The 24,757-nt window shown below is 68.2% G+C and carries 15 protein-coding genes; 7 read left to right on the top strand and 8 right to left on the bottom strand.

All coding sequences use genetic code 11. The features are described from left to right. Positions 1-63 precede the first annotated feature (63 nt). Positions 64-1,554 carry an ABC transporter substrate-binding protein gene (locus tag FQV39_RS17490; RefSeq protein WP_149131449.1) on the bottom strand — a complete coding sequence of 497 codons (1,491 nt, stop codon included), beginning with the start codon at positions 1,552-1,554 and terminating at the stop codon, positions 64-66. Between the two features lie 288 nt (positions 1,555-1,842). On the opposite strand from FQV39_RS17490, the gene uxaC reads away from it, so the two are divergent. The 3 genes from uxaC (at position 1,843) to FQV39_RS17505 (ending at position 5,700) form a co-directional block, all read left to right on the top strand. Then, the gene (uxaC, locus tag FQV39_RS17495) at positions 1,843-3,252 is read left to right on the top strand and encodes a glucuronate isomerase (RefSeq protein ID WP_149133903.1); all 1,410 of its coding nucleotides are present in this window, start codon (positions 1,843-1,845) and stop codon (positions 3,250-3,252) included. Continuing rightward, entirely contained in the window at positions 3,249-4,718 is a 1,470-nt protein-coding gene (locus tag FQV39_RS17500; protein WP_149131450.1) for a mannitol dehydrogenase family protein, read from the top strand. The genes uxaC and FQV39_RS17500 overlap by 4 nt, the downstream gene beginning before the upstream one ends. A gap of 118 nt (positions 4,719-4,836) precedes the next feature. Beyond that, positions 4,837-5,700 (top strand): transporter substrate-binding domain-containing protein, encoded by an 864-nt coding sequence (locus tag FQV39_RS17505; protein WP_248313051.1) that lies wholly within the window; start codon positions 4,837-4,839, stop codon positions 5,698-5,700. Positions 5,701-5,938: 238 nt separating this feature from the next. Here FQV39_RS17505 and FQV39_RS17510 read toward each other — a convergent pair whose 3' ends face one another. Then, positions 5,939-7,093: an amidohydrolase gene (locus FQV39_RS17510; RefSeq protein WP_149131451.1), complete on the bottom strand. Its 1,155-nt coding sequence runs from the start codon at positions 7,091-7,093 to the stop codon at positions 5,939-5,941. A 216-nt stretch (positions 7,094-7,309) separates the two neighbouring features. Here FQV39_RS17510 and FQV39_RS17515 point away from each other — a divergent pair, with 216 nt between their 5' ends. Both FQV39_RS17515 and FQV39_RS17520 read left to right on the top strand, forming a co-directional pair. Beyond that, the gene (locus FQV39_RS17515; RefSeq protein WP_149131452.1) at positions 7,310-9,019 is read left to right on the top strand and encodes a lysine--tRNA ligase; all 1,710 of its coding nucleotides are present in this window, start codon (positions 7,310-7,312) and stop codon (positions 9,017-9,019) included. 6 nt (positions 9,020-9,025) lie between these two features. Then, positions 9,026-9,706 carry a nitroreductase gene (locus FQV39_RS17520; protein WP_149131453.1) on the top strand — a complete coding sequence of 227 codons (681 nt, stop codon included), beginning with the start codon at positions 9,026-9,028 and terminating at the stop codon, positions 9,704-9,706. Positions 9,707-9,887: 181 nt separating this feature from the next. Here the strand turns inward: FQV39_RS17520 and FQV39_RS17525 are convergent, their stop codons facing one another. Then, entirely contained in the window at positions 9,888-10,958 is a 1,071-nt protein-coding gene (locus FQV39_RS17525) for a DUF808 domain-containing protein (RefSeq protein ID WP_149131454.1), read from the bottom strand. A 187-nt stretch (positions 10,959-11,145) separates the two neighbouring features. After that, positions 11,146-13,218 carry a 3-hydroxyacyl-CoA dehydrogenase NAD-binding domain-containing protein gene (locus FQV39_RS17530; protein ID WP_149131455.1) on the bottom strand — a complete coding sequence of 691 codons (2,073 nt, stop codon included), beginning with the start codon at positions 13,216-13,218 and terminating at the stop codon, positions 11,146-11,148. Between the two features lie 189 nt (positions 13,219-13,407). Here FQV39_RS17530 and FQV39_RS17535 point away from each other — a divergent pair, with 189 nt between their 5' ends. Next, entirely contained in the window at positions 13,408-14,154 is a 747-nt protein-coding gene (locus tag FQV39_RS17535; protein ID WP_149131456.1) for an enoyl-CoA hydratase-related protein, read from the top strand. 226 nt (positions 14,155-14,380) lie between these two features. Here FQV39_RS17535 and FQV39_RS17540 read toward each other — a convergent pair whose 3' ends face one another. From FQV39_RS17540 to FQV39_RS17555, 4 genes are all read right to left on the bottom strand, one after another. Then, the gene (locus tag FQV39_RS17540) at positions 14,381-15,838 is read right to left on the bottom strand and encodes a tripartite tricarboxylate transporter permease (RefSeq protein WP_472840650.1); all 1,458 of its coding nucleotides are present in this window, start codon (positions 15,836-15,838) and stop codon (positions 14,381-14,383) included. Positions 15,839-15,899: 61 nt separating this feature from the next. Further along, positions 15,900-16,391, bottom strand: coding sequence for a tripartite tricarboxylate transporter TctB family protein (locus tag FQV39_RS17545; RefSeq protein WP_149131458.1), 492 nt, complete (start codon positions 16,389-16,391; stop codon positions 15,900-15,902). Between the two features lie 84 nt (positions 16,392-16,475). Continuing rightward, on the bottom strand, positions 16,476-17,471 hold the full coding sequence (locus FQV39_RS17550) for a tripartite tricarboxylate transporter substrate binding protein (RefSeq protein ID WP_149131459.1): 996 nt from the start codon (positions 17,469-17,471) through the stop codon (positions 16,476-16,478). 126 nt (positions 17,472-17,597) lie between these two features. Beyond that, the gene (locus FQV39_RS17555; protein ID WP_149131460.1) at positions 17,598-19,043 is read right to left on the bottom strand and encodes a serine protease family protein; all 1,446 of its coding nucleotides are present in this window, start codon (positions 19,041-19,043) and stop codon (positions 17,598-17,600) included. Positions 19,044-19,407: 364 nt separating this feature from the next. On the opposite strand from FQV39_RS17555, the gene FQV39_RS17560 reads away from it, so the two are divergent. Further along, positions 19,408-24,669, top strand: coding sequence for an alpha-2-macroglobulin family protein (locus FQV39_RS17560; protein ID WP_149131461.1), 5,262 nt, complete (start codon positions 19,408-19,410; stop codon positions 24,667-24,669). The last annotated feature ends 88 nt before the right edge of the window (positions 24,670-24,757 follow it).

A 24,757-nucleotide genomic window follows, 5' to 3' on the forward strand; every position in this document is an offset into this window, starting at 1 on the left:
GATTCCGGATCAGCGCGGCTACGCCGCTTGTCCGGAATGACGTGGAAGTGAGGTGTATGAAACTCACCGCCAGCGCAGCTCCGCCAGCGGCGTCACCGGCAGCGGCCAGTCGGTCCACATGCCGTCGAGCGCGGCGTTCGCGACCGTGATCTTCGGCAGGATGAAGAGGAAGCCGTTGACCGCGTCGCGCGCCAGCATCTCCTGCGCCTGCTTGTAGAGGGCGTTGCGCTCCGCTTCCGGCAAGGTCACGGCGATCTTGGCCATCAGCGCCTTGAACTCGGGATTGCGGTACTGGAAGTAGTAGTCGTCACGCGCGTAGATATCGATGTCGAGCGGCTCGGTATGGGCGATGATGCTGAGGTCGTAGTCCTTGTTGCGGAAGACGCGCTCCAGCCATTGCGGGAACTCGAGCGGCTCGATCGAGGCGTTGATGCCGATCTGCGCCAGGAGCGCCGCGACGATCTCGCCCGAGCGGCGGGCATAGGACGGCGGCGGCAATTTCAGCGTGCAGGAGAAGCCGTTCGGGAAGCCCGCCTCCGCCAGCAATGCCTTGGCCTTGGCGGGGTCATAAGGGTAGGTACCGGTCAGATCGACATAGGCCGGATGCAGCGGCGAGAAATGGCTGCCGATCAGGCTGACGTCGAAGCCGTAGACGCCGAGCGCGATGGTCTTGCGGTCGAGCGCATGCGCGATGGCCTGGCGCACCTTGAGCTTGTCGAAGGGCGGCTTGGCGTTGTTGGTGGCGAGGATGGTCTCGCCCTCGGTGCGGCCGATCGTGACCTTGAGCTTGGGATCGGCCTTGAGCTGCGGCACCGCCTCGGGCGCCGAGAGATTGGTGTGCGCGTCGACATCGCCGGCCCGAAGTGCGGCGACCTGCGCCTGCGGATCGGACATGAAGCGGAAGATCGCCTTGGCCAGCGCCGGTTTCTCGCCCCAGTAGCCGTCGAAGCGGGCCAATTCGAGACGGTCGCCGCGGTTCCAGCGCACGAACTTGAACGGACCGGTGCCGACCGGATTGGTCTTGTTGTTGGCAGCGCTCGCCGGCGCGACGATCACGGCATCGCCCCAGCTCAGACCGTAGAGGAAATTCGCCGTCGGCTGCTTGAGCTTGATCACCACCGTCGCCGGATCCGGCGTCGCGATCTCGACGATCGGCGCGAAGAGCTGGCGCTGGGCGTTGGTGGAATCCGGCGCGACCGCGCGCTCGAAGGAGAACTTCACCTGCTCGGCGGTGAAGGGCGTGCCGTCATGGAAGGTCGCGCCCTGCCGCAACTTGAAGCGATAGGTGACGTTGTCGGCGGCGATCTCCCAGCTCTCGGCGAGGCAGGGCTGCAGCTTGCCGGCCCGGTCCATCTTCACCAGACCCTCGAAGATGTTCTGCAGCGTCACCTCGCGGATTGCCTGGGCGGCACCCGAGGTCGGATCGAGGGTCGGCGGCTCCAGCGTCTGGGCGATGGTGACGCTATCCTTCGCCTGCGCCAGCGCGACGACGGGAAGCTGCGCCGCCAGCGCTGCCAGCCCCGCCCCAGCCAGGAGTTCACGCCGCGTCGTCATATCCATTGCTCCGATGCCGTTGCGGCGCGAGGATGGCGCGGGAGGCGCGGCGAGCGCAAGCCTGTCCGGTCCGCTTCGGTATGTGCAGAAATCATCGTCATTGCGAGCGCAAGCGAAGCAATCCAGGAGGACTGGGCTGAACGTCTCACCCAGTCCTCCTGGATTGCTTCGTCGCTGACGCTCCTCGCAATGACGGCTTGGTTCGCGAAGCCGTCTGGCTGGCGCACTAGTATACCAGGCGATTGACCCTCATCGCAGCCGGCTCTAGAGATCACGCGACCGATGGAGATGCCCATGCTGCTGCACGACGATCGCCTCTTCCCCGCCGATCCGGTGACGCGCGGCATTGCGCGCCGGCTCTTCGCCACCATCCGCGACCTGCCGATCATCTCGCCGCACGGCCATACCGATCCGCGTTGGTATGCCGAGGACAACGCCTTTCCCGATCCGGCCACGCTCTTCGTCAAGCCGGACCACTACATCTTCCGCATGCTCTATTCGCAGGGCGTCCGGCTCGAAGAGCTCGGCATCGCGCGCAAGGACGGCGGTGAGGTCGAGACCGACCCGCGCAAGATCTGGCGGCTCTTCGCCGATCACTGGCATCTCTTCCGCGGCACGCCGACCCGGCTCTGGTTCGAGCATGCGACCTCGACCGTCTTCGGCGTCAACGAGCGCCTGACGCCCGAGAGCGCCGACCGGATTTACGACAAGATCGCCGCGAAGCTGGACGAGCCGGAGCTTCGGCCCCGCGCCCTGTTCGAACGCTTCAAGATCGAGGCGATCAGCACCACCGAGGGCGCGCTCGACGACCTGAAATGGCACGACATGATCCGCTCGTCCGGCTGGGGCGGTAAGGTCGTGACCGCCTACCGGCCCGACAGCGTCGTCGATCCGGAGTTCGAGGGTTTCGCCGCCAATCTCGAAACATTCGGCGAGCTGACGGGCGAGGATATCGGCAGCTGGGCCGGCTATCTCGCCGCCCATCGCAAGCGGCGCGCCTATTTCAAGGAGCGCGGCGCCACCTCTTCCGACCATGGCCATGCCACGGCGCGCACCGCCAACCTCTCGGATGCCGATGCGGAGAAGCTCTACGCCAAGATCCTCAAGGGCAAGGTCTCCGCGAAGGACGCCGATCTCTTCCGCGGCCAGATGCTGACCGAGATGGCGAAGATGAGCCTCGACGACGGGCTCGTCCTGCAGATCCACCCTGGCTCCTGGCGCAACCACAACGCTGCGCTCTTCGAGCATTTCGGCCGCGACATGGGCTGCGATATCCCGACCGCGACAAACTATGTCGAAGCGCTGAAGCCGCTGCTCGACGCCGTCGGCAACGAGCGGAACCTGACCGTTATCGCCTTCACCCTCGACGAAACGGTCTATTCGCGCGAGCTTGCGCCGCTCGCCGGCCATTACCCGGCGCTGAAGCTCGGGCCGGGCTGGTGGTTCCTCGACGCGCCGGAAGCGATGCTGCGCTTCCGCGAGCTGACGACCGAGACAGCCGGCTTCTACAACACCGTCGGCTTCAACGACGACACCCGCGCCTATCTCTCGATCCCCGCCCGGCACGATGTCGCCCGCCGCGTCGACTGCGCCTATCTCGCCAAGCTCGTCGCCGAGCACCGGCTGGAGGAGGACGAAGCCGCCGAGGTCGCCTACGATCTCGCCTACCGCCTCGCCAAGGAGGCCTACAAGCTGTGACCCGTCTCTCCGCTTCCAGCCTCGCCGGCCTGCCGGCCTCGGTCCGCCGCCCGGCCTATGACCGCGCGCGGCTCACGCCCGGCATCGTCCATCTCGGGCTCGGCGCCTTCGCCCGCGCCCATCTCGCCGAGTACACCGAGGACGCGCTGGAGAAGCGCTTCGGGGCCTGGGGCATCGTCGGCGCCAGCCTGCAGCGCCCCGACCAGCGCGACCGCCTGAAGCCGCAGGACGGGCTCTACACCCTGCTGAAGCGCGCGCCGGCCGGGCCGGAGCTGCGCATCATCGGCTCGGTGCTCGACGTGCTCGTCGCTCCCGAGAGTCCCTCCGCGCTCGTCGTACGGCTGGCCGCGCCCGAAACCCGCATCGTCTCGCTGACGGTGACGGAGAAGGGCTATTGCCACGACCCGGCGACAGGCCGCCTCAAGGCCGATCATCCCGATATCGTCCACGACCTCGCCAATCCCCACGCACCGCGCTCGGCCGTCGGCATCCTCGTCGCCGGCCTGAAGGCGCGCCGCGATGCGGGGCTGGGACCCTTCACCGCGCTCTGCTGCGACAACCTCCCCTCCAACGGCCATGTGCTGCGTGGCCTCGTCCGTGACTTCGCAGCGCTGCTCGATGACGGGCTCGCCGCCTGGATCGAAGCGAACGGCGCCTTCCCCGCGACCATGGTCGACCGCATCGTGCCGGCCACGACCGACGCGGATATCGCCGAGGTTGCCGGGCTGATCGGCGTCGAGGATGCCGCCCCGGTGATCGGCGAGCCCTTCCGGCAATGGGCGATCGAAGATGTCTTCGCTGCCGGCAGGCCGGATTGGCATGAAGTCGGCGCCCAGATGGTCTCCGAGGTCGCTCCCTTCGAGTTCATGAAGCTCAGGATGCTCAACGGCGCGCATTCCTCGCTCGCCTATCTCGGCTATCTCGCCGGCCACGAGACCGTCGCCGAGGCCAGCGGTGATCCGGTCCTCGCGCGCTTCCTCGAAGGTCTCTGGGCCGAGATCATACCGACCGTGCCGGCACCGCAGGGCGTCGTGCTGGCGGATTACGCCAAGGCGCTGCTCGCCCGTTTCCAGAATCCGGCGATCCGCCACCGCACCTGGCAGATTGCCATGGATGGCTCGCAGAAGCTGCCACAGCGCCTGCTCGGCACCATCCGCGAGCGTCTGAAGGCCGGCGCGCCGATCGACCATCTCGCCTTGGGCGTCGCGGCCTGGATGCGCTACGTCACCGGCACCGACGAGAAAGGCGGCGCCATCGACGTCCGCGACCCGCTGGCGGCCGAACTCAAGCGCCGCACCGAGGCGCCCGGGCGTGACGCCAAGGCGCTGGTCGAGGCGCTCGTCGGCATCGAGGCGATCTTCGGCAGCGACCTGCCGGGCGACCAGCGGTTCACGAAGCCGGTTGGCGCGCATCTCGCCGCGCTGTTCGACAAGGGCGCGAAGGCGACGGCGGCGAACCTCGGCTGACACAGCTCCGTCATTCTCGGGCGAAGCAAAGCTTCGACCCGAGAATCTCCTGCCACAAAAAGGAGCTGGTCGAGGAGATGCTCGGGTCAAGCCCGAGCATGACGGCGGATTTCCACCCTTGATCCCGCCCCCCATCCAGCGCCAGATGCGCGCGATGCTTCGCGCGCTCACCCTTGCCGTCTCGATCCTGCTGGCCGCGACCGCCGTGGCGCAGGAGCTGCCGCGCATCGCCATCCCCAATCTCTGGGACCCGCGCATCCGGCTCGACCGCCCGGAGCCCGGCCCGCCACGCGTCGTGCGCTTCCTCACCGATGACGATTATCCGCCGTTCCATTTCGCCGGGCCGGACGGGGCGCTAACCGGCTTCTCGGTCGAGCTTGCGCGTGCCGTCTGCGACAGGCTGGGCTGGACCTGCACGATCCAGCCACGCCGCTTCGACACCTTGCCCGACTCGCTCGCCGAAGGCCGCGGCGACGTGCTCGCCGCGGCGATGAACCTGACGCCGGCGCTGCGGCAGCGCTTCGCCGCGAGCCATCTCTATTTCCGCGCTCCGGCCCGTTTCGCCACGACGCGCGGCAATGCCCGCCCGACGCTCGACAGCGCCGCCCTGCAGGGCCGCCGCGTCGCCGTGGTCGCCAACTCCGCGCATCAGGCTTTTCTTGAGCGGCTGATGCCCTTCGTGCAGCGGCGCGAGAGCAGCGATCTCGGCTCGGCCATCGCCGCGCTACGCAGCGGCGAGGCCGAATATGTCTTCGCCGACGGCGTGGCGCTGTCGCTGTCGCTCGCCGGCAGCGGCGGCGAATTCGCCTTCTCCGGCGGGCCTTATCTGGAAAGCCGCTATTTCGGCGAGGGCGTCGCCTTCCTGCTGCGCAAGGACGATCCCACCCTGAAGCGCGCCATCGACTACGCGCTGCAGGGCCTGTGGGACGACGGGACCTATGCCCGCCTCTATCTGCGCTTCTTCCCGGTCAGCCCGTATTGAGCCCGGCACCTCACCGTCATTCCGGGGCATTGCGAAGCAATGAGCCCGGAATCCATAACCACGCCATTCCAGAATCGTCATGGTCGGGCTTGTCCCGACCATCCACGTTTTCCTTCACAAAATGCGGAGTTCAAGACGTGGATGCTCGCCACAAGGGCGAGCATGACGGGGAAGATCGTGTTCATGGATTCCGGGCTCGGGCCGTTGGCCCGCCCCGGAATGACGGCGTGGTTCCGCCTCAAGGCGCGTTGCTGGCCAGCGCCTGTTTCGCCACCGCGGCGAGCCAGCCCGAAGTCGCCGGCAGGATCGCGTCGTTGAAGTCGTAGCGGTCGTTGTGGAGCTCGCCGCCATCCACGGCCGGGCCGTTGCCGATCCAGACATAGGCGCCGGGCCTGTCTTGCAGGAAATAGCAGAAGTCCTCGGAGGTCGTGCTGGCGGGGATGTCGCGACGCACCTCCAGCCCGGCAGCCTTGCCCGCATTCGCCGCCATGTCCTCCTCGGCCGGCGTGTTGACCGTCGCCAGTCCACCCAGCGAGAAATCGACATCCGCCGTCATCTCGAAGGTCGCGGCGATGTTGTTGGCGATGTCGCGGATACGCTGCACGACACGCTGGCGCACCGGCACCGTGAAGACGCGGTAGGTGCCCTCGATCCAGACGCTGGTCGGGATCTGGTTCGAGGCGAGACCGCCATGGATCTGGCCGATCGTGACGACGGCGTTCTCCATCGGACTGACATTGCGCGAGACGATCGTCTGCAGCGCCACGATCAGATGGCCCATCGCGGTGATCGGGTCATGCGTCAGCTCGGGCTTGGCGGCGTGCCCGGCGGTGCCGGACAGGGTGATCTTGAACTTGCCGGGCTCGGCCATCACCGGGCCGCGATGCACGGCGACGGTGCCGGCCTCGAGCCCCGGCCAGTTGTGCAGGCCGAAGACGCGTTCCATCGGGAAGCGCTCGAACACACCGTCCTGGATCATCGCCTTGGCGCCGCCGAAACCTTCCTCGGCCGGCTGGAACAGGAACTGCACCGTGCCGCTCCAGCTCTCGTCGCTTTTCAGAAGCGCCGCCGCGCCGAGCAGCGAGACGGTGTGGCCGTCATGGCCGCAGGCATGCATGACGTTGGTCTTGCCGGATTTATACGGCAGGTCGTTGACCTCCTGTATGGGTAGCGCATCCATGTCGGCGCGCAGGCCCACCGAACGCTCCGAGGAGCCGCGCGTCAGCGTCGCGACGACGCCGTGGCCGCCGACATCGGCGGTGAAGGGAATGCCGAGCTCCTTCAGCTTCTCCTGCACGAAGGCGCTGGTCTCAGCCTCCTGCAACGACAATTCGGGATTGGCGTGGAGATGTCGTCGCCACGCTGTCAGCTTGTCGAGCAGATCGCGGTCCAAGGCGGCATCCTTTCAAGGCATGGTCAAACTGGAAAAAGACAAGGGAGAGCCTATACCGTCGGGGCAAGCCGGCAAGGCGCTTTGGACGAAGGCCCCACCCTCGCCTGCCGCATTTCAACCGCGCTCGCGCATTGACGGCGCCCTTCGCAATCTGCGAAAGCCCCTTCTTCGCATAAGCGATATCTCTTATCCGATCAGGAGAGGACACCGCCCCTCATGTCCGCTTTCGACGCAGCCCTCGTTGACGCCGCCCAGCGTTCGGCCTCCTGGCCGTTCGAGGAGGCGCGCAAGCTCGTGGCCCGCATCGAGAAATCCGGCAAGAAATCGGTGATCTTCGAAACCGGCTACGGCCCCTCGGGCCTGCCGCATATCGGCACCTTCGGCGAGGTCGCGCGCACCTCGATGGTGCGCCACGCCTTCCGCGTGCTGACCGGCAACACCATCCCGACGCGCCTCATCGCCTTCTCGGACGACATGGACGGCCTGCGCAAGGTGCCGGACAACGTGCCGAACAAGGAGCTGCTCGCCGCCAATCTCGGCAAGCCGCTGACCGAGGTGCCGGACCCCTTCGGCACGCATGACTCGTTCGGCCGCCACAACAACGCCCGGCTGCGCGCCTTCCTCGACGGCTTCGGCTTCGACTACGAGTTCAAGTCTTCGACCGACTCCTATCGCGCCGGCGAGTTCGACGCGACGCTGCTGAAGATGCTCGCCCGCTACGATGCGGTGATGAAGATCATGCTGCCGACGCTGCGCGAGGAGCGGGCCGCGACCTATTCGCCCTTCCTGCCGATCCATCCGAAGACGCGCGTCGTCATGCAGGTGCCGATCGACGAGGTCGACGTCGAGGCCGGCACCATCGCCTGGGCCGATCCGGCAACGGGCGAGCGCTTCGTCACGCCGGTCACCGGGGGCCAGGTCAAGCTGCAGTGGAAGCCGGACTGGGCGATGCGCTGGGTCGCGCTCGGCGTCGACTACGAGATGGCCGGCAAGGACCTGATCGACTCGGTCAAGGTTTCCTCGCAGATCGCCCGCGCGCTCGACGCCACGCCGCCGGAAGGCTTCAACTACGAGCTCTTCCTCGACGAGCAGGGCCAGAAGATCTCGAAGTCGAAGGGCAACGGCCTGACGATCGAGGAATGGCTGACCTACGGCCCACCGGAAAGCCTGGCGCTCTACATGTTCCAGCGCCCGCGTGAGGCCAAGAAGCTCCATTTCGACGTGATCCCGCGTGCCATCGACGAGTACCTCCAGTTCCTCAACGGCTATGAGAAGCTGGACTGGAAGAACCGTCTCGGCAACCCGGTCTGGCACATCCATTCCGGCAACCCGCCAGCGCCGGAGGTCATCGCCTCGGGCGAAGGCGACAACGCGGTCAGGACGCAGATCACCTTCGGCCTGCTGATGAACCTCGTCGCCGTCGCGAATTCCGAGGACAAAGCCGTGCTCTGGGGCTTCCTCCAGCGTTATGCACCGGCGATCTCGCCGCAGACGCATCCGCGCCTTGACGCGCTGGTTGGCTACGCGATCGCCTATTTCCGCGATTTCGTGAAGCCGGCGAAGAGCTACCGCCCGGCCGACGCGGTCGAGCGCGAGGCCTTCGCCAAGCTCGATGCCGCGATCGCCGCGCTGCCGGCCGACGCTATGCCCGAGATGGTGCAGGATGCGGCGCTCGACGTCGCCCGCGCCATCCCGCGCTACCAGAACCTCGCCGCCAAGAACGCGACGCCGGAGCGCCCGGGCGTCTCCGGCGATTGGTGGAAAGCGATCTACCAGGTCTTCTTCGGCGAAGATCAGGGCCCGCGCTTCGGCTCCTTCGCGGCGATCTACGGCCTGCCCAACACCCGCGCCCTGATCGCCAAGGCGCTGGACGGCGATCTCGTGAAGGAACACGCGGCCTTCCTCGACGCGCGCAAGGCGGGGTAGCCTGCGATGACCGGGACCGAGGCCGTCGAACGCGCAATCCGCTCGCGCCGCGCGGTTCGTGCCTTTCGGCCCGACCCGGTCGAACCCGAACTGCTGCGCCGCCTGATCGAGCTGGCGGCGCAGGCCCCTTCAGGCACCAACATGCAGCCCTGGAAGCTCAGGGTGATCGGCCCGCAAACGCGAGCGCGGCTGGAGGCTGCGCTGCTTGCGGCGCTCGAAGCCGGCGAGCGGCCGGGCGTCGAGGAATACCGCTACTATCCCGAGCGCTTCCGCGAGCCCTATCTCTCACGCCGTCGGAAAGTCGGCTGGGATCTCTATGGCCTGCTCGGCGTGGCGAAGGGCGACATCGAGGGCATGAAGCGGCAGAGCGCGGCCAATCTGCGCTTCTTCGATGCGCCGGTCGCGCTGATGCTGACGGTCGATCGCGACCTCGAGATCGGCTCCTGGCTCGATCTCGGCATGTTCATCCAGAACCTGCTGATCGCCGCGCAAGGCCACGGCCTCGATTCCTGCCCGCAGGCGATCTTCGCGCAGTTCCATCCGATCGTGCGGCGCGAGCTCGCCATCCCCGGGGACGAGGTCGTGGTCTGCGGCATCGCCATCGGCAAGGCCGACCCGGATGCGCCGGCCAACCGCCTCGTGCCCGAGCGCGAACCGGTCGAGACCTTCACCACCTGGCTGGACTGAGAGGTCGTCCTCGGCGGCGTGGACAGTTGTCGAGATGGACTTCCCCGGAACCACCGCCGTCATTCCGGGCTTGACCCGGAATCCATCATAGAGCGCAACGCCCTTCGATGGATTCCGGATCGGTGCCGCTGACGCGGCTTGTCCGGAATGACGGCGTGATTCCTTCAAAGTACGGCACGCGCTATGCGCCGGGCTTCTCACCTACCGGCTGCGTTACCGGATCCTTCCGAAATAGCCTCAGCAGCGGTTCGACCAGCCAATGCATCGCCACGATCACGATGCCGCCGACGACCAATCCGAAGACGGCCGCCAGCGCCGCACCGGCCAGCCATTCGCCGACTCCTGCGATTGCAGACGGCGAGGCGCGGCCCAGTGCGACGGCGAGATCATGGACGCCATGCCCGAGCGCGGCGAGGCCGTAGCCTTCGAGACCATGGATGATGATGCCACCGCCGACCCAGAGCATCGCCGCCGTGCCGACCGCCCCGAGCAGGCTGAGGAAGCTGGGCATGCCAAGCACGAGGCCGCGCCCGAGCGGCTGCGTCAGCCAGCGCAATGCGCGGTCGAGCCTGCCCGCCTCGCCCGGCTCCAGCCGCCTCAGCCCCAGCAGACTCGCGGCGGGGCGTGGGTTGGCGGCGAGCGCCACGCCGACATCGTCGGCCTTCACGATCAGGGCGACGACGCCGTAGACGGCGACGGTGATGCCGATGCCGACGATGGCGAGCACGGCAGCCTTCATCCAGAACGACTGGTCGGAGACCCCGGCCAGCGTGATCGCCATGATCTCGGCCGAGAGGATGAAGTCGGTCTTGATCGCACCAGCGATCTTCTGCTGTTCGAGCGCCGCAGGGTCTCCCGCCGCCTCGCCCGCCTTCGCGGCACCGGGCGTGCCATGCGGCAGCACCAGCTCAAGCACCTTCTCGGCACCCTCGAAGCAGAGATAGGCGCCGCCAGCCATCAGCAGCGGCGTGATCGCCCAGGGCGCTACCAGCGCGAGCAGGAGCGCGCCCGGCAGCAGGAAGATGAGCTTGTTGCGCAGCGAGCCGAGCGCGATGCGCCAGATGATCGGCAATTCGCGCGAGGCCGCAAAGCCCACGGCATAGCGCGGCGTCACCGCCGCATCGTCGATGACGACGCCGGCCGCCTTGGCCCCGGCCTTGCCGGCCTGCGCCACGACATCGTCGACAGACGCAGCCGCGACCTTGGCGAGGCCGGCGACGTCGTCGAGCAGCGCGAACAGACCCGAAGCCAAGCGCTTCTCCTGTTTGACGGCGACCCAACCGGTCGCTCCGTTTCGGATAAAGCCGCCCGTCATCCCGGACAAGCTGCGAAGTAGCGCAGATCCGGGATCCATCATAAGGCTCGCCGCTCTATGATGGATCCCGGCGCTCCGCTCCGCTGCGGTCGGGATGACAACGCGGGTTGTGGGTAGGCTAACTTCAGCCCTTCAGGCTCGCAAATCCCTTGCCCTCGGCGGCGAGTCGCTTCAGCAACGGCGCCGGCTCCAGCGCCTTGTCGCCAATCTCCGCCGCCTGCGCCTCCAGCCGCTTCGCGATGACGTCGAGCCCCACCGTATCGGCCCAGAACATCGGCCCGCCCCGCCAGGCCGGCCAGTTGTAACCGTTGATCCAGACGATATCGATGTCGCCCGGCCGCGCCGCGATGCCCTCTTCCAGGATGCGCGCGCCCTCGTTGACCATCGGGTCGAGCAGCCGCGCCAGGATTTCCTCCTGGGTGAAGCTGCGCCGCGTCACGCCCTGTTCGGCCGAGATGCGGGCGATCAGCGCCTCGACCTCCGGGCAGCGCTGCCCGGCGCGCGCGCCCTGCGGGTAGAGGTAATAGCCGCGGCCGGTCTTCTGGCCGAACCAGCCGGCCTCGCAGATCGCATCCGCCACCGGTGCCTTCAGGCCTCGCGCCTTGCGTGAGCGCCAGCCGATATCGTTGCCGGCGAGGTCGGCCATGGCGAAGGGGCCCATCTTGAAGCCGAAGCCGACGAGCGCGGCATCGACCTCATGCGGCAGGGCACCGGCGATCAGCAGCCGCTCGGCGGCGCGGGTGCGCTGCTCCAGCATGCGATTGCCGACGAAGCCGAAGCCGTTGCCGACCACGACAGGCACCTTGCCGAGCTTGCGTCCAAGCGCGACGGCGGTCGCGACCGCATCATCCGCCACGCCCTTCGGCCGCACCACTTCGAGCAGCTTCATGACGTTGGCCGGGCTGAAGAAATGCATGCCGAGCACGTCCTGCGGACGCTTCGTCGCCGCCGCGATGGTGGGCACGTCGAGATAGGAGGTGTTGCTGGCAAGGATGGCGCCGGGCTTCGCGATCTTGTCGAGCTCGCCGAAGATCTGCTGCTTGACGCCCATCTCCTCGAAGGCGGCCTCGACGACGATATCGGCGCCGGCCGCAGCCGCGAGGCCGACGGCCGGCCTGATCAGCGCCATGCGCCGGGCCTTCGCCTCCGGCGTCAGCGAGCCGCGCGAGACCGAGATGTCGTAGATCGCGCTGATCCGATTGATGCCGTTGTCGAGCGCCGCCTGCGCGGTCTCGATCAGCGTCACCGGGATGCCGGCATTGGCGAAGCACATGGCGATGCCACCGCCCATCGTGCCGGCGCCGATCACCGCGGCACTGGCGATCTCGCGCGGCTTCACCTCCGGGCCGATGCCCGGCACCTTCGCGACCTCTCGCTCGGCGAAGAAAACATGGCGCAGCGCCTTCGAGCGCTCATCGGCGATCAACGAGAGGAAGAGCTGGCGCTCAACGCCCAAGCCTTCCGCGAAGGGCAGGGCGAAGGCACTACGGACCGCCTCGACCAGCGCCGGCACGTTCGGCATGCCGTCGGCCTTCTTCAGCGCATCCCTGGCCTGCGCTTCGAAGGCTTCGCGGTCTGCCTCCGTCAGGCGGTCGTCATCGGCGCTCGTGACCGGACGGCGCCCTTCGGCAGCCAGCCCTTCGGCCAGCCTGATCGCCGCGGTGACGACATCGCTGGAGACAACCTCGTCGAGCAGCCCGTAGTCGAGCCCCTGCCCTGCCGAGATCGGCTCGCCGGACAGCATCATTGGGAAAGCCTTCGCCGCCCCGATCAGCCGCGGCAGGCGCTGCGTGCCGCCGGCGCCGGGGATGAGGCCGAGCTTGATCTCGGGCACGCCGAGCTTCGCGGCCGGCAGCGCGACGCGGCCATGGCAGGCGAGCGCGACCTCCAGCCCGCCGCCGAGCGCCACGCCCTGGATCGCCGCAACGACCGGCTTGACCGAGGCCTCGATGGCATCGAGCAGATCGGGCAGCAGTGGCGGCGCCGGCGGCTTGCCGAACTCGCTGATGTCGGCGCCGGCGATGAAGGCCTTGCCGGCAGAGGCGATCACGATCGCCTTGACGGCGGCATCGGCATTGGCGCGCTCGATCGCCGCCGCGAGCCCCTCACGCACCGCTGCACCGAGCGCATTGACCGGCGGATTATCGATGGTGGCAACCGCGACCCGGCCGTGAACCTCCAGTTGAACCTTCGTCATCGACGGCCTCCGCAATCCCGTTCCACGCGCCCCGACTCGCTAGCCAAGGCAGCGAAGGCGTCCATATGGTTAGGGAGAACCCGGCCGGCGCGATGTCAAGCGCAGGGCGGCGACGAAAGGCTCATCCCGGCTTGCTTGACCCTGCGCGAAGGCCCATGCCATCCCGGCAGGGCAATCAGGAGCGGACCGATGAGCGAAGTGCTGAGCGAAAACGTCGCGGCTGGCGTCGTGCAGATCACCATGAACCGGCCGGACCGCAAGAACGCGCTCGACCGGGCGAGCTATGCCGGGCTGATCGCGGCGATCGCCGCCGCCGAGACGGATGCCTCGGTCCGCGCCATCCTGTTGACGGGTGCTGGCGGCTGCTTCACCAGCGGCAACGATATCAAGGATTTCGCCATCGCCGCCGCTGCCGGCGAAGGCCCGCGCGTCGCCATCGACTTCCTCGAGGTGATCTCGACCGCCAGGAAGCCGATCGTCGCGGCCGTCGAAGGCTTCGCCGTCGGCATCGGCACGACGATGCTGCTGCATTGCGACCTCGCCTTCGCCGCCCGCTCCGCGACCTTCCGCCTGCCCTTCGTCACGCTCGGCCTCTCGCCCGAGGGCGGGTCGAGCCACCTGCTGCCGCTGGCCGCGGGCTCCAAGAAGGCGGCGGAGCTGCTCATGCTGGGCGAGGCCTTCAATGCCGAGGCGGCCGCGGCCGCCGGCCTCATCAACGCCGTGGTCGAGGACGGCACGGCGCTGGAAGCTGGCCTCGCCAAGGCCAAGGCGCTGGCGGCTCTCCCACCGGAATCGCTCGCGCTCACCAAGATGCTGTTGAAGCGCGGCTCGGCCGAAGCGGTCGCGGAAACCATCGCGACCGAAGCGCGCCACTTCGGCGAGCGCCTGCGCTCGCCGGAGGCCATGGCCGCCTTCGCGGCGTTTTTGAAGAAATAGACCCCTTCGTCATTCCGGGGCGCCGCACAGCGGCGAGCCTGGAACCCATGAACACGACACTTCCGTCATGGTCGGGCTTGTCCCGACCATCCACGTCTTCGCTGGTGGAAGTCCGTGTTCAAGACGTGGATGCTCGCCACAAGGGCGAGCATGACGACATCTGGATCAGCGTCTAGTTCATGGGTTCCGGGCTCATGCCTGCGGCATGACCCGGAATGACACCCTGTCAGGCCGCCACCGCCCGGCCTCGGCCTCTCAGCCAGTCGCGCGTCCAGGAGAACACCGGCCAGAGCAGCGCCGCGAAGGTCATCGCCGCCAGCACCGAGGAGACCGGCCGGTCGAAGAAGGGCAGCACCGAGCCGTCCGATTTGATCAGCGAGGTGACGAAGCTCTGCTCGACCATCGTGCCCATGACGATGCCGAGCACCATCGCCGCGACCGGATAGCCGTTCTTCTCCATCACGAAGCCGAACACGCCGAAGAAGGCGACGCACCAGACCGCGAACAGGTTGTTGCCCGCCGTAGCGAAGGCACCCACGGCGCAGAAGATCATGATCACCGGCATCACGGCCGAGCGCGGCGCCCCGACGATGCGGCTCGCCAGCCGGATCATGATGATGCCGAAAGGAATCATGATGATGTTGCCGAGGATGAAGATGATGTAGAGCGCGTACATGCTCTCGGCCTGCTGGGTGAACAGCGTCGGCCCGGGATTCAGCCCCTTCATGTAGAGCACGCCGATGGCGATGGCGGTGATGGTGTCGCCGGGAATGCCGAAGAGCAGCGCCGGCACCCAGCCCGAGGCGAGCGAGGCGTTGTTGGAGGCGCCGGCCTCGATCAGCCCTTCCGGATGGCCGGTGCCGAATTTCTCCGGCGTCTTCGAGAAGCGCTTGGCCATGGCGTAGCTGACCCAGGCCGCCATGTCGGCGCCGGCGCCGGGCAACACGCCGATGATGATGCCGACGATGTTCCCGCGCGTCTGCTGCTTGGGATATTCCTTGGTGAGCTGCCACTGGCCCTTGAGGATCGAGCCGAGCCTGCGGCTCTCGATCTTCGGCGGCTCGCGCTCGGTCATTGCCCGCATCACTTCAGCCAAAGCGAAGACGCCGACCAGCGCCGGAATCGGCTCGATGCCGCCGAGCAGGTCGGTGGAGCCGAAGGTGAAGCGCGCGACGCCGCCGGGGTTGTCGATGCCGATGCAGGTGATCAGCAGGCCAAGCAGCATCGCCGCGATCGCCTTGATCGGCGATGACCGCGCCACCAGCGTCGAGCACATCAGGCCGAGCATGGCGAGCCAGAAGTTCTCATAGGTCGAGAAGGACAGCGCCATCTCCGCCAAGAGCGGCGCGATCAGCATCAGCGAGAGCGTGCCGGCGATGCCGCCGAGCGCCGAGAACCAGAGACAGATGCCGAGCGCCGTTTCCGCCTGGCCCTTGCGCGTCATCGCATAGGCTTCATCGGTATAGGCGGCGGAAGCCGGCGTGCCAGGGATGCGCAGGAGGCAGCCGGGAATATCGCCGGAGAAGATCGCCATCGCCGAGGCCGTGATGATCGTCGCCACCGCCGCGATCGGCGAGAGATAGAAGGTGACGGGCACGAGCAGCGCCGTCGCCATCGTGGCGGAGAGGCCGGGCAGCGCACCGACGGTCAGCCCGTAGAAGGCCGAAGCGACGATCGCGACCATGACGTCGAACTGCAAGACGAGCCCGAAGGCCTTGATGACGGTGTCCATCGTCAGGCCTCGCTCACCAGGGGAAGGGCAGGATGCCGCCGGGCAACGGCACGCGCAGCAGCTTCAGGAAGATCAGGTTGATCGCGAAGGGCGCGATGATCGCGAGCGGCACCGCGAGCTTCGGCTTCGCGCCGAAGGCAAGGCTGGCGACGAGCACCATGATCGCCGCGGTCGGCAGGAAGCCGAGCGTCTCCGAGACCAGCGCGTAGAAGGCGAGCAGTGCCGGCGGCAACAGGGCCAGCCAGTTGCGCCAGGCCGGCAGCGGCGCGAGTTCCTCGGGCGCCGCATGGCTGACGACATCAGCCTCGGCGACTTCCTCGAAATGGCGGCCGATGCCGAAGACGATCAGCCCGCCGCAGATGACGAGCCCGGTGCCGACCACCATGGGAAAGGCGGAAGGACCGATCTGCTGGCCGGGAACCGGCGGCAGCCTGGAACCGTAGAAGTAGGCGACGGCCCCCAACGCGGCGAGAGCGGAGCCGGAAATGCGGTCGGACAGTTGCAAGGGGCAACCTCCTCGGATGATCGAAGGTGATGAGACGAAAACGCCGGGAGCTGTTTGCTCCCGGCGCTAGAAGTTCCGTGCCGTTTAGCCCTTGGCGAGCCCTGCCGCCTTCATGGCGGAGGCCATCGACTTGTCGCTCTCGGCCATGAAGGACGCGAAGCCCGGCCCGTCCGCGAACTTCATGCCGAAGCCGCGGGAGTTCATGAAGTCCTGGTATTCCTTCGACTCGAAGGCCTTCTTCAGCGAGGCCGTCAGCTTGGCCTGCAGCTCGGCTGGCAAGCCCTTCGGCGCACCGATGCCACGCCAGGCGCCGATCGAATAGTTGATGCCGAGCGTCTCGTTCAGCGTCGGCACGTCCTTGAACTGCGGGTTGCGCGCGCTCGCCATGATCGCCAGCGATTTCGCCTTGCCAGCATCGATCATCGCCCGGCCTTCAGGCACCGAGCAGGTGACGATGTCGAGGCCGCCGGCGGCGAGATCCTGCATCGCAGGTGCCGCGCCATTCGACGGCACCCAGGCGACATGATCAGGCTTCAGCCCCATGGAAACGAGCCAGCCAATCAAGGCGAGATGCCAGATGCCGCCCTGGCCGGTGCCGGAAGCCTTGAGCTTGCCGCGAGGCGCCGCCTTGATCGCATCGGCCAGCGCCTTGATGTCCTTGTAGGGGCCGGAGGCCGAGACCTGCACGCCCGGCGGGTCCTCGTTCATCAGCGCGAGCGGCACATAGCTCGACGGCGTCAGCTCGGTCAGGCCCTGATGGTGCATCATCGCGATCTCGACCGTCAGCATGCCGATATTGTAGCCGTCCGGCGCCGCCGTCGCGATTGCCGAATGGCCGACCACGCCCGAACCGCCCGTGCGGTTGACGACGTTGACCGGTTGGCCGAGATCCTTCTCCAGAAGCTGCGCGACGATGCGCGCGGTGGCGTCCGTGCCGCCGCCCGCGCCCCAGGGGCAGATCATGGTGATCGGCCGCGAGGGATAATTCGCCTGCGCGATGGCGGGCGCCGCGATCAGGCTCGCAGCGCCGGCCGCGGCCGCGCCCTTGAGCACACGACGCCTGTTGATGAAATCACTCATTCCCAATCTCCTCCGCTAAATCGATTTAGTGTCCGGGCGCTCCTCGTCCATGACGGGGCTCCCTTGGTCCGACGGGTCATCTGAGCCGATCGCGCGGCGGGTGACAACCTCCGATTTTGTCGGGTGCTACAGACCGCAGATGATGGGCAACACACTGCCCGATACCTGCTCGACCACCGCGCCGGTGCTGAGATCGGACCCGGCCGCAGCCGGTGGCAGCGAAGCCCCCGCCTTGCCGAGCATCGCCTGGATGGCGGCGGCGGCGGCGAGCGCGTAGCTGCGCTGCGGCGCGACGCCGGCGATCAGGACCTTGTCCGAGGGGTTGTCGGTGACGATCCCGACCAGACGCCCCTGCCGGTCGAAAGCGGGTGCGCCCGCCTGCCCCGGCTGCAAGGGCGCCCGCAGCGCCGGCTTGCCGCCAGCCTGCACACTCTGCCCCGGCAGCGCCACGGCAACCCTTTTGCCGGCATCGTTGCCATATGCGACCAGCACCAGCGCCTCATCGGCGCGCGGCGCCTCGGCGCGCAGGCCGATCGGCTTCGCGGCGCCCGTGCCGTCGAGATCGAGCAGGACGAGCCCGCTCGCATCGTCCTTCAGGCGCAGCTTGGCACCGCGATTGCCGGCGCGCAGGCTGCGACAGGCGTCGACGGCAGACGCAGCGCTCAGGGCCGTCCGCTCGTTGAGCGCGAGCGCGACGCCGTAGCGCTCGTTGCTGCGCGCCGCAGGCGCGAGCGGCGGCGACAGTCCGGGTTGCGGGCTGGCCGCACCGGCGACGGCCGAGGGCGCTGTGGGGACCGGCCCGGTCGGGAAGGGATCGAAGCTCGCGGCGATGGCGATGACCAGCTTGTCGACCGTCGGCGCCAGAGCCTTGTCGTAGCCGATCGAGAAGCCTCTCAGCCCCTGCGGCCCGGCCGATAGCCGGCGATAGAAGCGCCCGGTCGGCGTCTCGCCGGTGACGACAAAGAAATCCGGCCGGAGCAGCTTGTAGGTGATCTTGCGGCCGGGATTGTTCGGGTTGACGGCGGTCGCCTTCTCGAAGATCGCGGCGAGATCCTCGCCCGGCGGCGAGGCGGAGGTATCGAGCGTGACCTTCTCGTCGGCGCTCTGCCAGCGGCTGCCGCCGGCAGGCGTCGCATCGCGCCGCGGCAGGAGCTTCGTCGGGATGCCGATCTGCACGCCGGTCTTCTCGTCGGCGAGGACGCGGAAGCCGGCGGCATCACGCGCCGCCTGCGCCGCCCTGGCCAGCGCCGTCCGCTCGGCCGGCGGCAATAGCCCGTCGGCCGGCCCGCGTGCGCCCTTGAAGGCATTGATCGCCCGGAAGGTCAGAGGGCCATAGGCGCCGCTGACCGCGCCGTTGAACTGGCCGGCCCAGATCAGGTCGCTCTGGATCGCCTTGCGCTCGGCCTCGGGCAGTGCCTCGAAGCTCGCCTGCGCCGCCGCCATCTGCGGGCTCGGGCCAGCCGTGGGAGCCTGTGCCTGCGCGGCCGCCACTGGCGCCGCCAGCAGTGCCAACACCAGTGCGGCAGTACGGACTTGCCGGATTTGCGGTCGGTGGAAACGGGCGCGCAGCATAGGTCTCGTCCTCGAAGGCGGGCGAAGCGGCTGCATTGAGCGTCAGAACGCGCCGCGCCGCAACCGGGAGATGACATTCAGGCGCAGGTCATCCCGGGCGACCGAAGGGAGACCCGGGATCCATGCCGGAGCGTTTCCGATCAAGGTTCAGGCATGGATCCCGGATCTCCGCTTCGCTTCGTCCGGGATGACCCGCGTTGCAGACCGATCCGATCTCAAGGGTGGTGGCTCGCGCGCCCTGCATTTGGATGACTTGAATGCCCGCGGCGCGGTGATAGCCTGCCGGCTCCGTCCCGCATGTCATCGGCTCGTGGCTGCGCTGCGCAACGCTGACGGGACCGGCTGCCTGCCAAGAGGATCGACGATGACCCTGCTTTCCCGTCTCGCGCTCACCCTCTGCCTCGCCCTCACCGCCGTGCCCGCCTTCGCCCAGAAGGCCTATGTCCGCAACGACCTGCTCGCCGACGGGCAGCGGCTGGAGGAGCGGCTGAAGCGCGAGGTCGCCGCCGGGAATCGCTCCGCCCCTGACGCAGTCCGCGCCGGCGAGATCGCGCTCGGCCGCGGCGATGCCCGCGCCGCCCTGCCCCAGGCCAATGCGGCGATCGTCGCGGATTCCAGCAATGCCGCCGGCTGGCGCCTGATGGCGCGCGCCGCCAACGCCATCGAGCCGCGCGACTATCGCGAGCGCTGGGAGCTGCGCGAGCGGGCCATCGCCGCCGCCTATCTCGCCTATCAGCGCGCCACCACCCGGAATGACGAGGCAGCCTCGCTCGGCGTGCTCGCCCAGACCTTCGAAAAGAACGAGCTCTGGCGCCCGGCGCTGACCACCTATCGCCTCAGCCTCGACCTTGCCGCCAATGCCTCGCTGCAAAGCGCCTATGAGAGCCTGCGCGAGAAGCGCGGTTTCCGGCTGATCTCGAACAAGACCGACTCCGACGCGGCCTCACCGCGCGCCTGCTTCGAATTCTCGGAAGCCCTGGCGCGCGGCCGCGTCGATTTCGCGCCCTATGTCGCGATCTCCGGCGGCAAGGGTGATTTCGCCGTCAGCGCCGAGGACCGCCAGATCTGCGTCGACGGCCTCAAGCATGGCGAGCGCTACGCCGTCGTCATCCGCCAGGGCGTGCCGTCCGCCATCCCCGACGAGACGCTGCTGAAATCGGCCGATTACGAGATCTATGTCCGCGACCGCACGCCCTCCGTGCGCTTCACCGGCAAGAACTACGTGCTGCCGCGCATCGGCCAGCAGGGCATCCCGGTCGTCTCGGTCAACACCGGCAAGCTCGACCTCGAGGTCATGCGCATCGGCGACCGCAACCTGATCAACTCCGTCCATTCCGAGGATTTCCTCGGCCAGCTCGGCTCCTATTCCGCCAAGCAGATTTCGAGCGACAAGGGCCAGACAGTCTGGACCGGCACGATGGACGTGAAGACCGAACTCAACCAGGACGTCGTCACCGCCTTCCCGGTCGGTGAGGCCGTGGGCGCGCTCAAGCCCGGCGTCTATGTGATGTTCGCCAAGCCCGCGGGTGGCCCCGCCGCCGCCCAGCCCTCCGGCGACGACAGCGATTCCTATGACGACGGCTCGACGCGAGCGACGCAATGGTTTGTCGTCTCCGATCTCGGGCTGACCTCGTTCACCGGCGCCGACGGCGTGCATGTGCTCGCCCGCTCGCTCGCCGACGCCAAGCCCGTCGCCAATGCGGAGCTGCGCCTGATCGCCCGCAACAACGAGGTGCTGGGCACGGCCAAGACCGACGGCAACGGCTATGCCCGCTTTGATGCCGGGCTCGCCAAGGGCCAGGGCGGCAACGCGCCCGGTCTCGTCACCGCCGCGCTCGCCGAGGATTACGGCTTCCTCGACCTGAAGCAGACCGCCTTCGATCTCTCCGACCGCGGCGTGAAGGGCCGCGTCGCCCCCAGCGGGCTCGACGCCTTCCTCTACACCGAGCGCGGCGTCTACCGCTCGGGCGAGACGGTCTATCTCACCAGCTTGCTGCGCGACGCCAAGGGCGCGGCCATCACCGGTCTGCCGCTCACCATCGTCGTCAAGCGGCCTGACGGCGTCGAATATCGCCGCCGCCAGGTCGAGGATCAGGGTGCGGGCGGACGCGCCCATTCTATCCCGCTGATCTCGGGCGCCGCGACGGGCACCTGGCGCGTGCTTGCCTATTCCGACCCGAAGGGGCAGGCGATCGGCGAGACCTCCTTCCTCGTCGAGGACTATGTGCCCGAGCGGCTGGAGCTGACGCTTTCGCCCAAGACACCGCTGCTGCAGGCCGGCGAGCCGGCGGAGCTCAATGTCGCCGCCCGCTATCTCTATGGCGCGCCGGGCTCGGAGCTCGACGTCACCGGCTCGATGACGATCCGCGCCGCGGGCGCCAGCGCCATCCCCGGCTTCAAGGACTATCAGGTCGGCCTCACCGACGAGGCCTTCGAGCCGGTCCAGAGCGAGTTCGAGGAGAGCGCCACCACCGACGCCGCCGGCAAGGCGGTGATCTCCAACCCCGTGCAGCAGCCCGACACCAACCGCCCGCTCGAAGTCGAGATGACCGTGCGCGTCGGCGAGCCCGGCGGGCGCGCCATCGCCCGCTCGGTCACCCTGCCGATCGTGCCCAAGGGCGCCGCCATCGGCGTGAAGAAGCTGTTCAGGGAGGGCGATCTCGGCAACGGCCAGACCGCCAATTTCGAAGTCATCATGGCGACCGGCGACGGCAAGCGCATCAGCCGTCCCGGCGTGAAATGGGTGCTGTCCAAGGTGCGCCGCAACTACCAGTGGTTCTTCCAGGACGGCCGCTGGAACTATGAGGGCGTGAAGACCACCCGCCGCGTCGCCGATGGCGAGATCGCGGTGGTGGAAGCCGCCGGCGCGAAAATCGCCGCACCCGTCGAATGGGGCAATTACCGGCTCGACGTGACCTCCGACGGCGTTGAGGCGGCCGAGACCTCGGTCTCCTTCAGTGTCGGCTATGAGAGCGACAAGACCGCCGATACGCCGGACGTCCTCGACGTCGCGCTCGACAAGGCCAGCTATGCCGATGGCGAGAGCCTGCAGGTCCGCCTATCCCCTCGCTTCGCCGGCAAGGCGACGCTCGCCGTCGTCACCGACAAGGTGGCGGATATCCGCACCATCGACATCGCCGATGGGGGCACCACCGCCTCAATCCCGGTGAAGGCGGAATGGGGCGCCAGCGCCTATCTCGTCGTCCTCGCCCATCGCCCGATGGACGCCGCCGCCAAGCGCCTGCCCGGCCGCGCCATCGGCCTCTCCTGGTTCCAGATCGGCAAGGAACAGCGCACGCTGGCGCTTGATCTCGGCGCGCCGCAGCTGGTGCGCCCGCTCTCGACGCTCACGCTGCCGGTCAAAGTCACCGGCATGAAGCCGGGCGAGGACGCCTTCGTCACGCTAGCCGCCGTCGATGTCGGCATCCTCAACCTGACCCGCTACGAGAGCCCGGACCCGAGCCGATTCTACTTCGGCCAGCGCCAGCTCGGCCATGAATTGCGTGACCTCTACGGCTATCTGATCGACGGCATGCAGGGCACGCGCGGCGCGATCCGCACCGGCGGCGACGGCGCGCCCCAGATGGAGGGCGAAAAGCCGACGCAGGAGCCGCTCGCCCGCTATTCCGGCGTGGTCAAGGTCGGGCCGGACGGTACCGCCAAGGTCGCGTTCGAGCTGCCAGCCTTCAACGGCTCCGTGCGCGTGATGGGCGTCGCCTGGTCGGCCGGACGCACCGGCCAGGCCAGCGCCGATGTGATCGTGCGCGACCAGATCGTCGCACAGGCGACCTTGCCGCGCTTCCTCGCCATCGGCGACCAGTCGCGCTTCCATCTCCAGCTCGACAATGTCGAGGGGCCCGCCGGCGCCTACACCGTCGATCTCGACGTGAGGGGCCCGGTGCTCGTCGCCGCCGACGCCACGCGCCGCACCATGCAGCTTGGCGCCGGTGCCAAGTCTCAGATGACGATCCCGGTCACCGCCGCCGGCCTCGGCCGCGCCGAATTCGACGTGCGCGTTTCGGGACCGAACGGCATCGGCACGGTGCAGAACCTCGCCGTGCGCGTTCAGCCCTCGGCTGCGACGATCGCGCGCCGCATCGTCCGCGCCATCCCCGGCAATGGCGGGGCGATCACCGTCTCCTCCGACCTGCTCGCCGATCTCGTGCCGAATTCAGGGCAGGTCTCGGTCACCGTCTCGCCCTTCGCCTCGCTCGACGTGCCCGCTCTGCTCAAGGCGCTCGACCGCTACCCCTATGGCTGCACCGAGCAGACGGTCTCGCGCGCACTGCCGCTGCTCGCGGTCAACCAGCTCGCCTCGCTGGAGCAGCTTGCCCTCGACGACAAGGCCGATGAGCGCGTTCAGAACGCGATCGAGCGGGTGCTCGCCCGCCAGGGCGGCAACGGCTCCTTCGGGCTCTGGGGCGTCGGCGGCGAGGATCTCTGGCTCGACGCCTTCGTCACCGACTTCCTGACGCGAGCCCGCGAGAAGCAGGTCGCGGTGCCGCAGATCGCCTTCAACCTCGCGCTCGACCGCCTGCGCAACCAGGTCGTCAACACCAGCGAGATCAACAGGGAGGAGGCGGCCGGCATCGCCTATGCGCTCTATGTGCTCGCCCGCAACGGCCGGCCGGTGATGGGCGATCTGCGCTATCTCGCCGACAACAAGCTCGGCGATTTCGCGACGCCGCTCGCCCGCGCCCAGATCGGCGCGGCGCTTGCGGCGCTGGGCGATCGCGGCCGCGGCCGCGCCGCCTTCACCAGCGCGCTCGGGCTCTTGCAGCAGGCGAGCGATGACGGGCTGTCGCGGCCGGATTACGGCTCGCGCCTGCGCGACGGCGCCGGCGTGCTCGCGCTGATCGCCGAGGCGAATGGCGAGCGGGCCGACATCACCCGCGCCGTCTCGGTCCTCGACGCCACGCGCAACAGCGCCCGCTACAGCTACACCTCGACGCAGGAGCAGATGTGGATGGTGCTGGCAGCCCAGGCCATGGCCAAGGACGCCGAGGGCATGACGCTGACGGTCGATGGCGCCGCCCGCAAGGGCGCCCTCTACCGCACGCTCTCCGCCGAGGCGCTGGAGGCGAAGCCGCTGACCATCGCCAATCCAAGCGCGGCGAGCGCGCAGGCGGTCATCACCGTCGCGGGCATCCCGACCGCACCGGAGCCGGCGCTGAACCAGGGTTTTGGGCTGGAGCGCGTCATCTACACGATGAGCGGCGAGAAGGCCGATCCCGCCCGTCTGCGCCAGAACGAGCGCTATGTCGTGGCGCTGACCGTGACCGAAGGCGCGCCGCGCTACGGCCGGCTGCTGCTGGTCGATCCCGTTCCGGCCGGGCTCGAGATCGAGAACGCCAAGCTGACCGAGGGCGCCTCGGTCGCCGGGCTCGACTGGCTGAAGCAGGAGGTTTCGCCTGTGCATACCGAGTCGCGCGACGACCGCTTCGTCGCCGCCTTCGAGCGCTCGGGCTCGAAGAGCGACAAGCTCTCCTACACCGTCGCCTATATCGCGCGAGCGGTCTCGCCCGGCCGCTATGTCTCCCCCGCCGCCGTGATCGAGGACATGTACCGGCCCGACCGGTTCGGCCGGACGGGCTTCGGCGCGGTGGAGATTACGTCGACGCGGTGATGTCGTGAGTGCGCAATCGGAAAGGACGGGCGCGGCGGCCTCCCCTCCCCCTCGTGGGGAGGGGTTGGGGGTGGGGGGCGCGACGCCG

It is taken from the genome of Bosea sp. F3-2, from assembly GCF_008253865.1.
GTDB lineage: Bacteria > Pseudomonadota > Alphaproteobacteria > Rhizobiales > Beijerinckiaceae > Allobosea.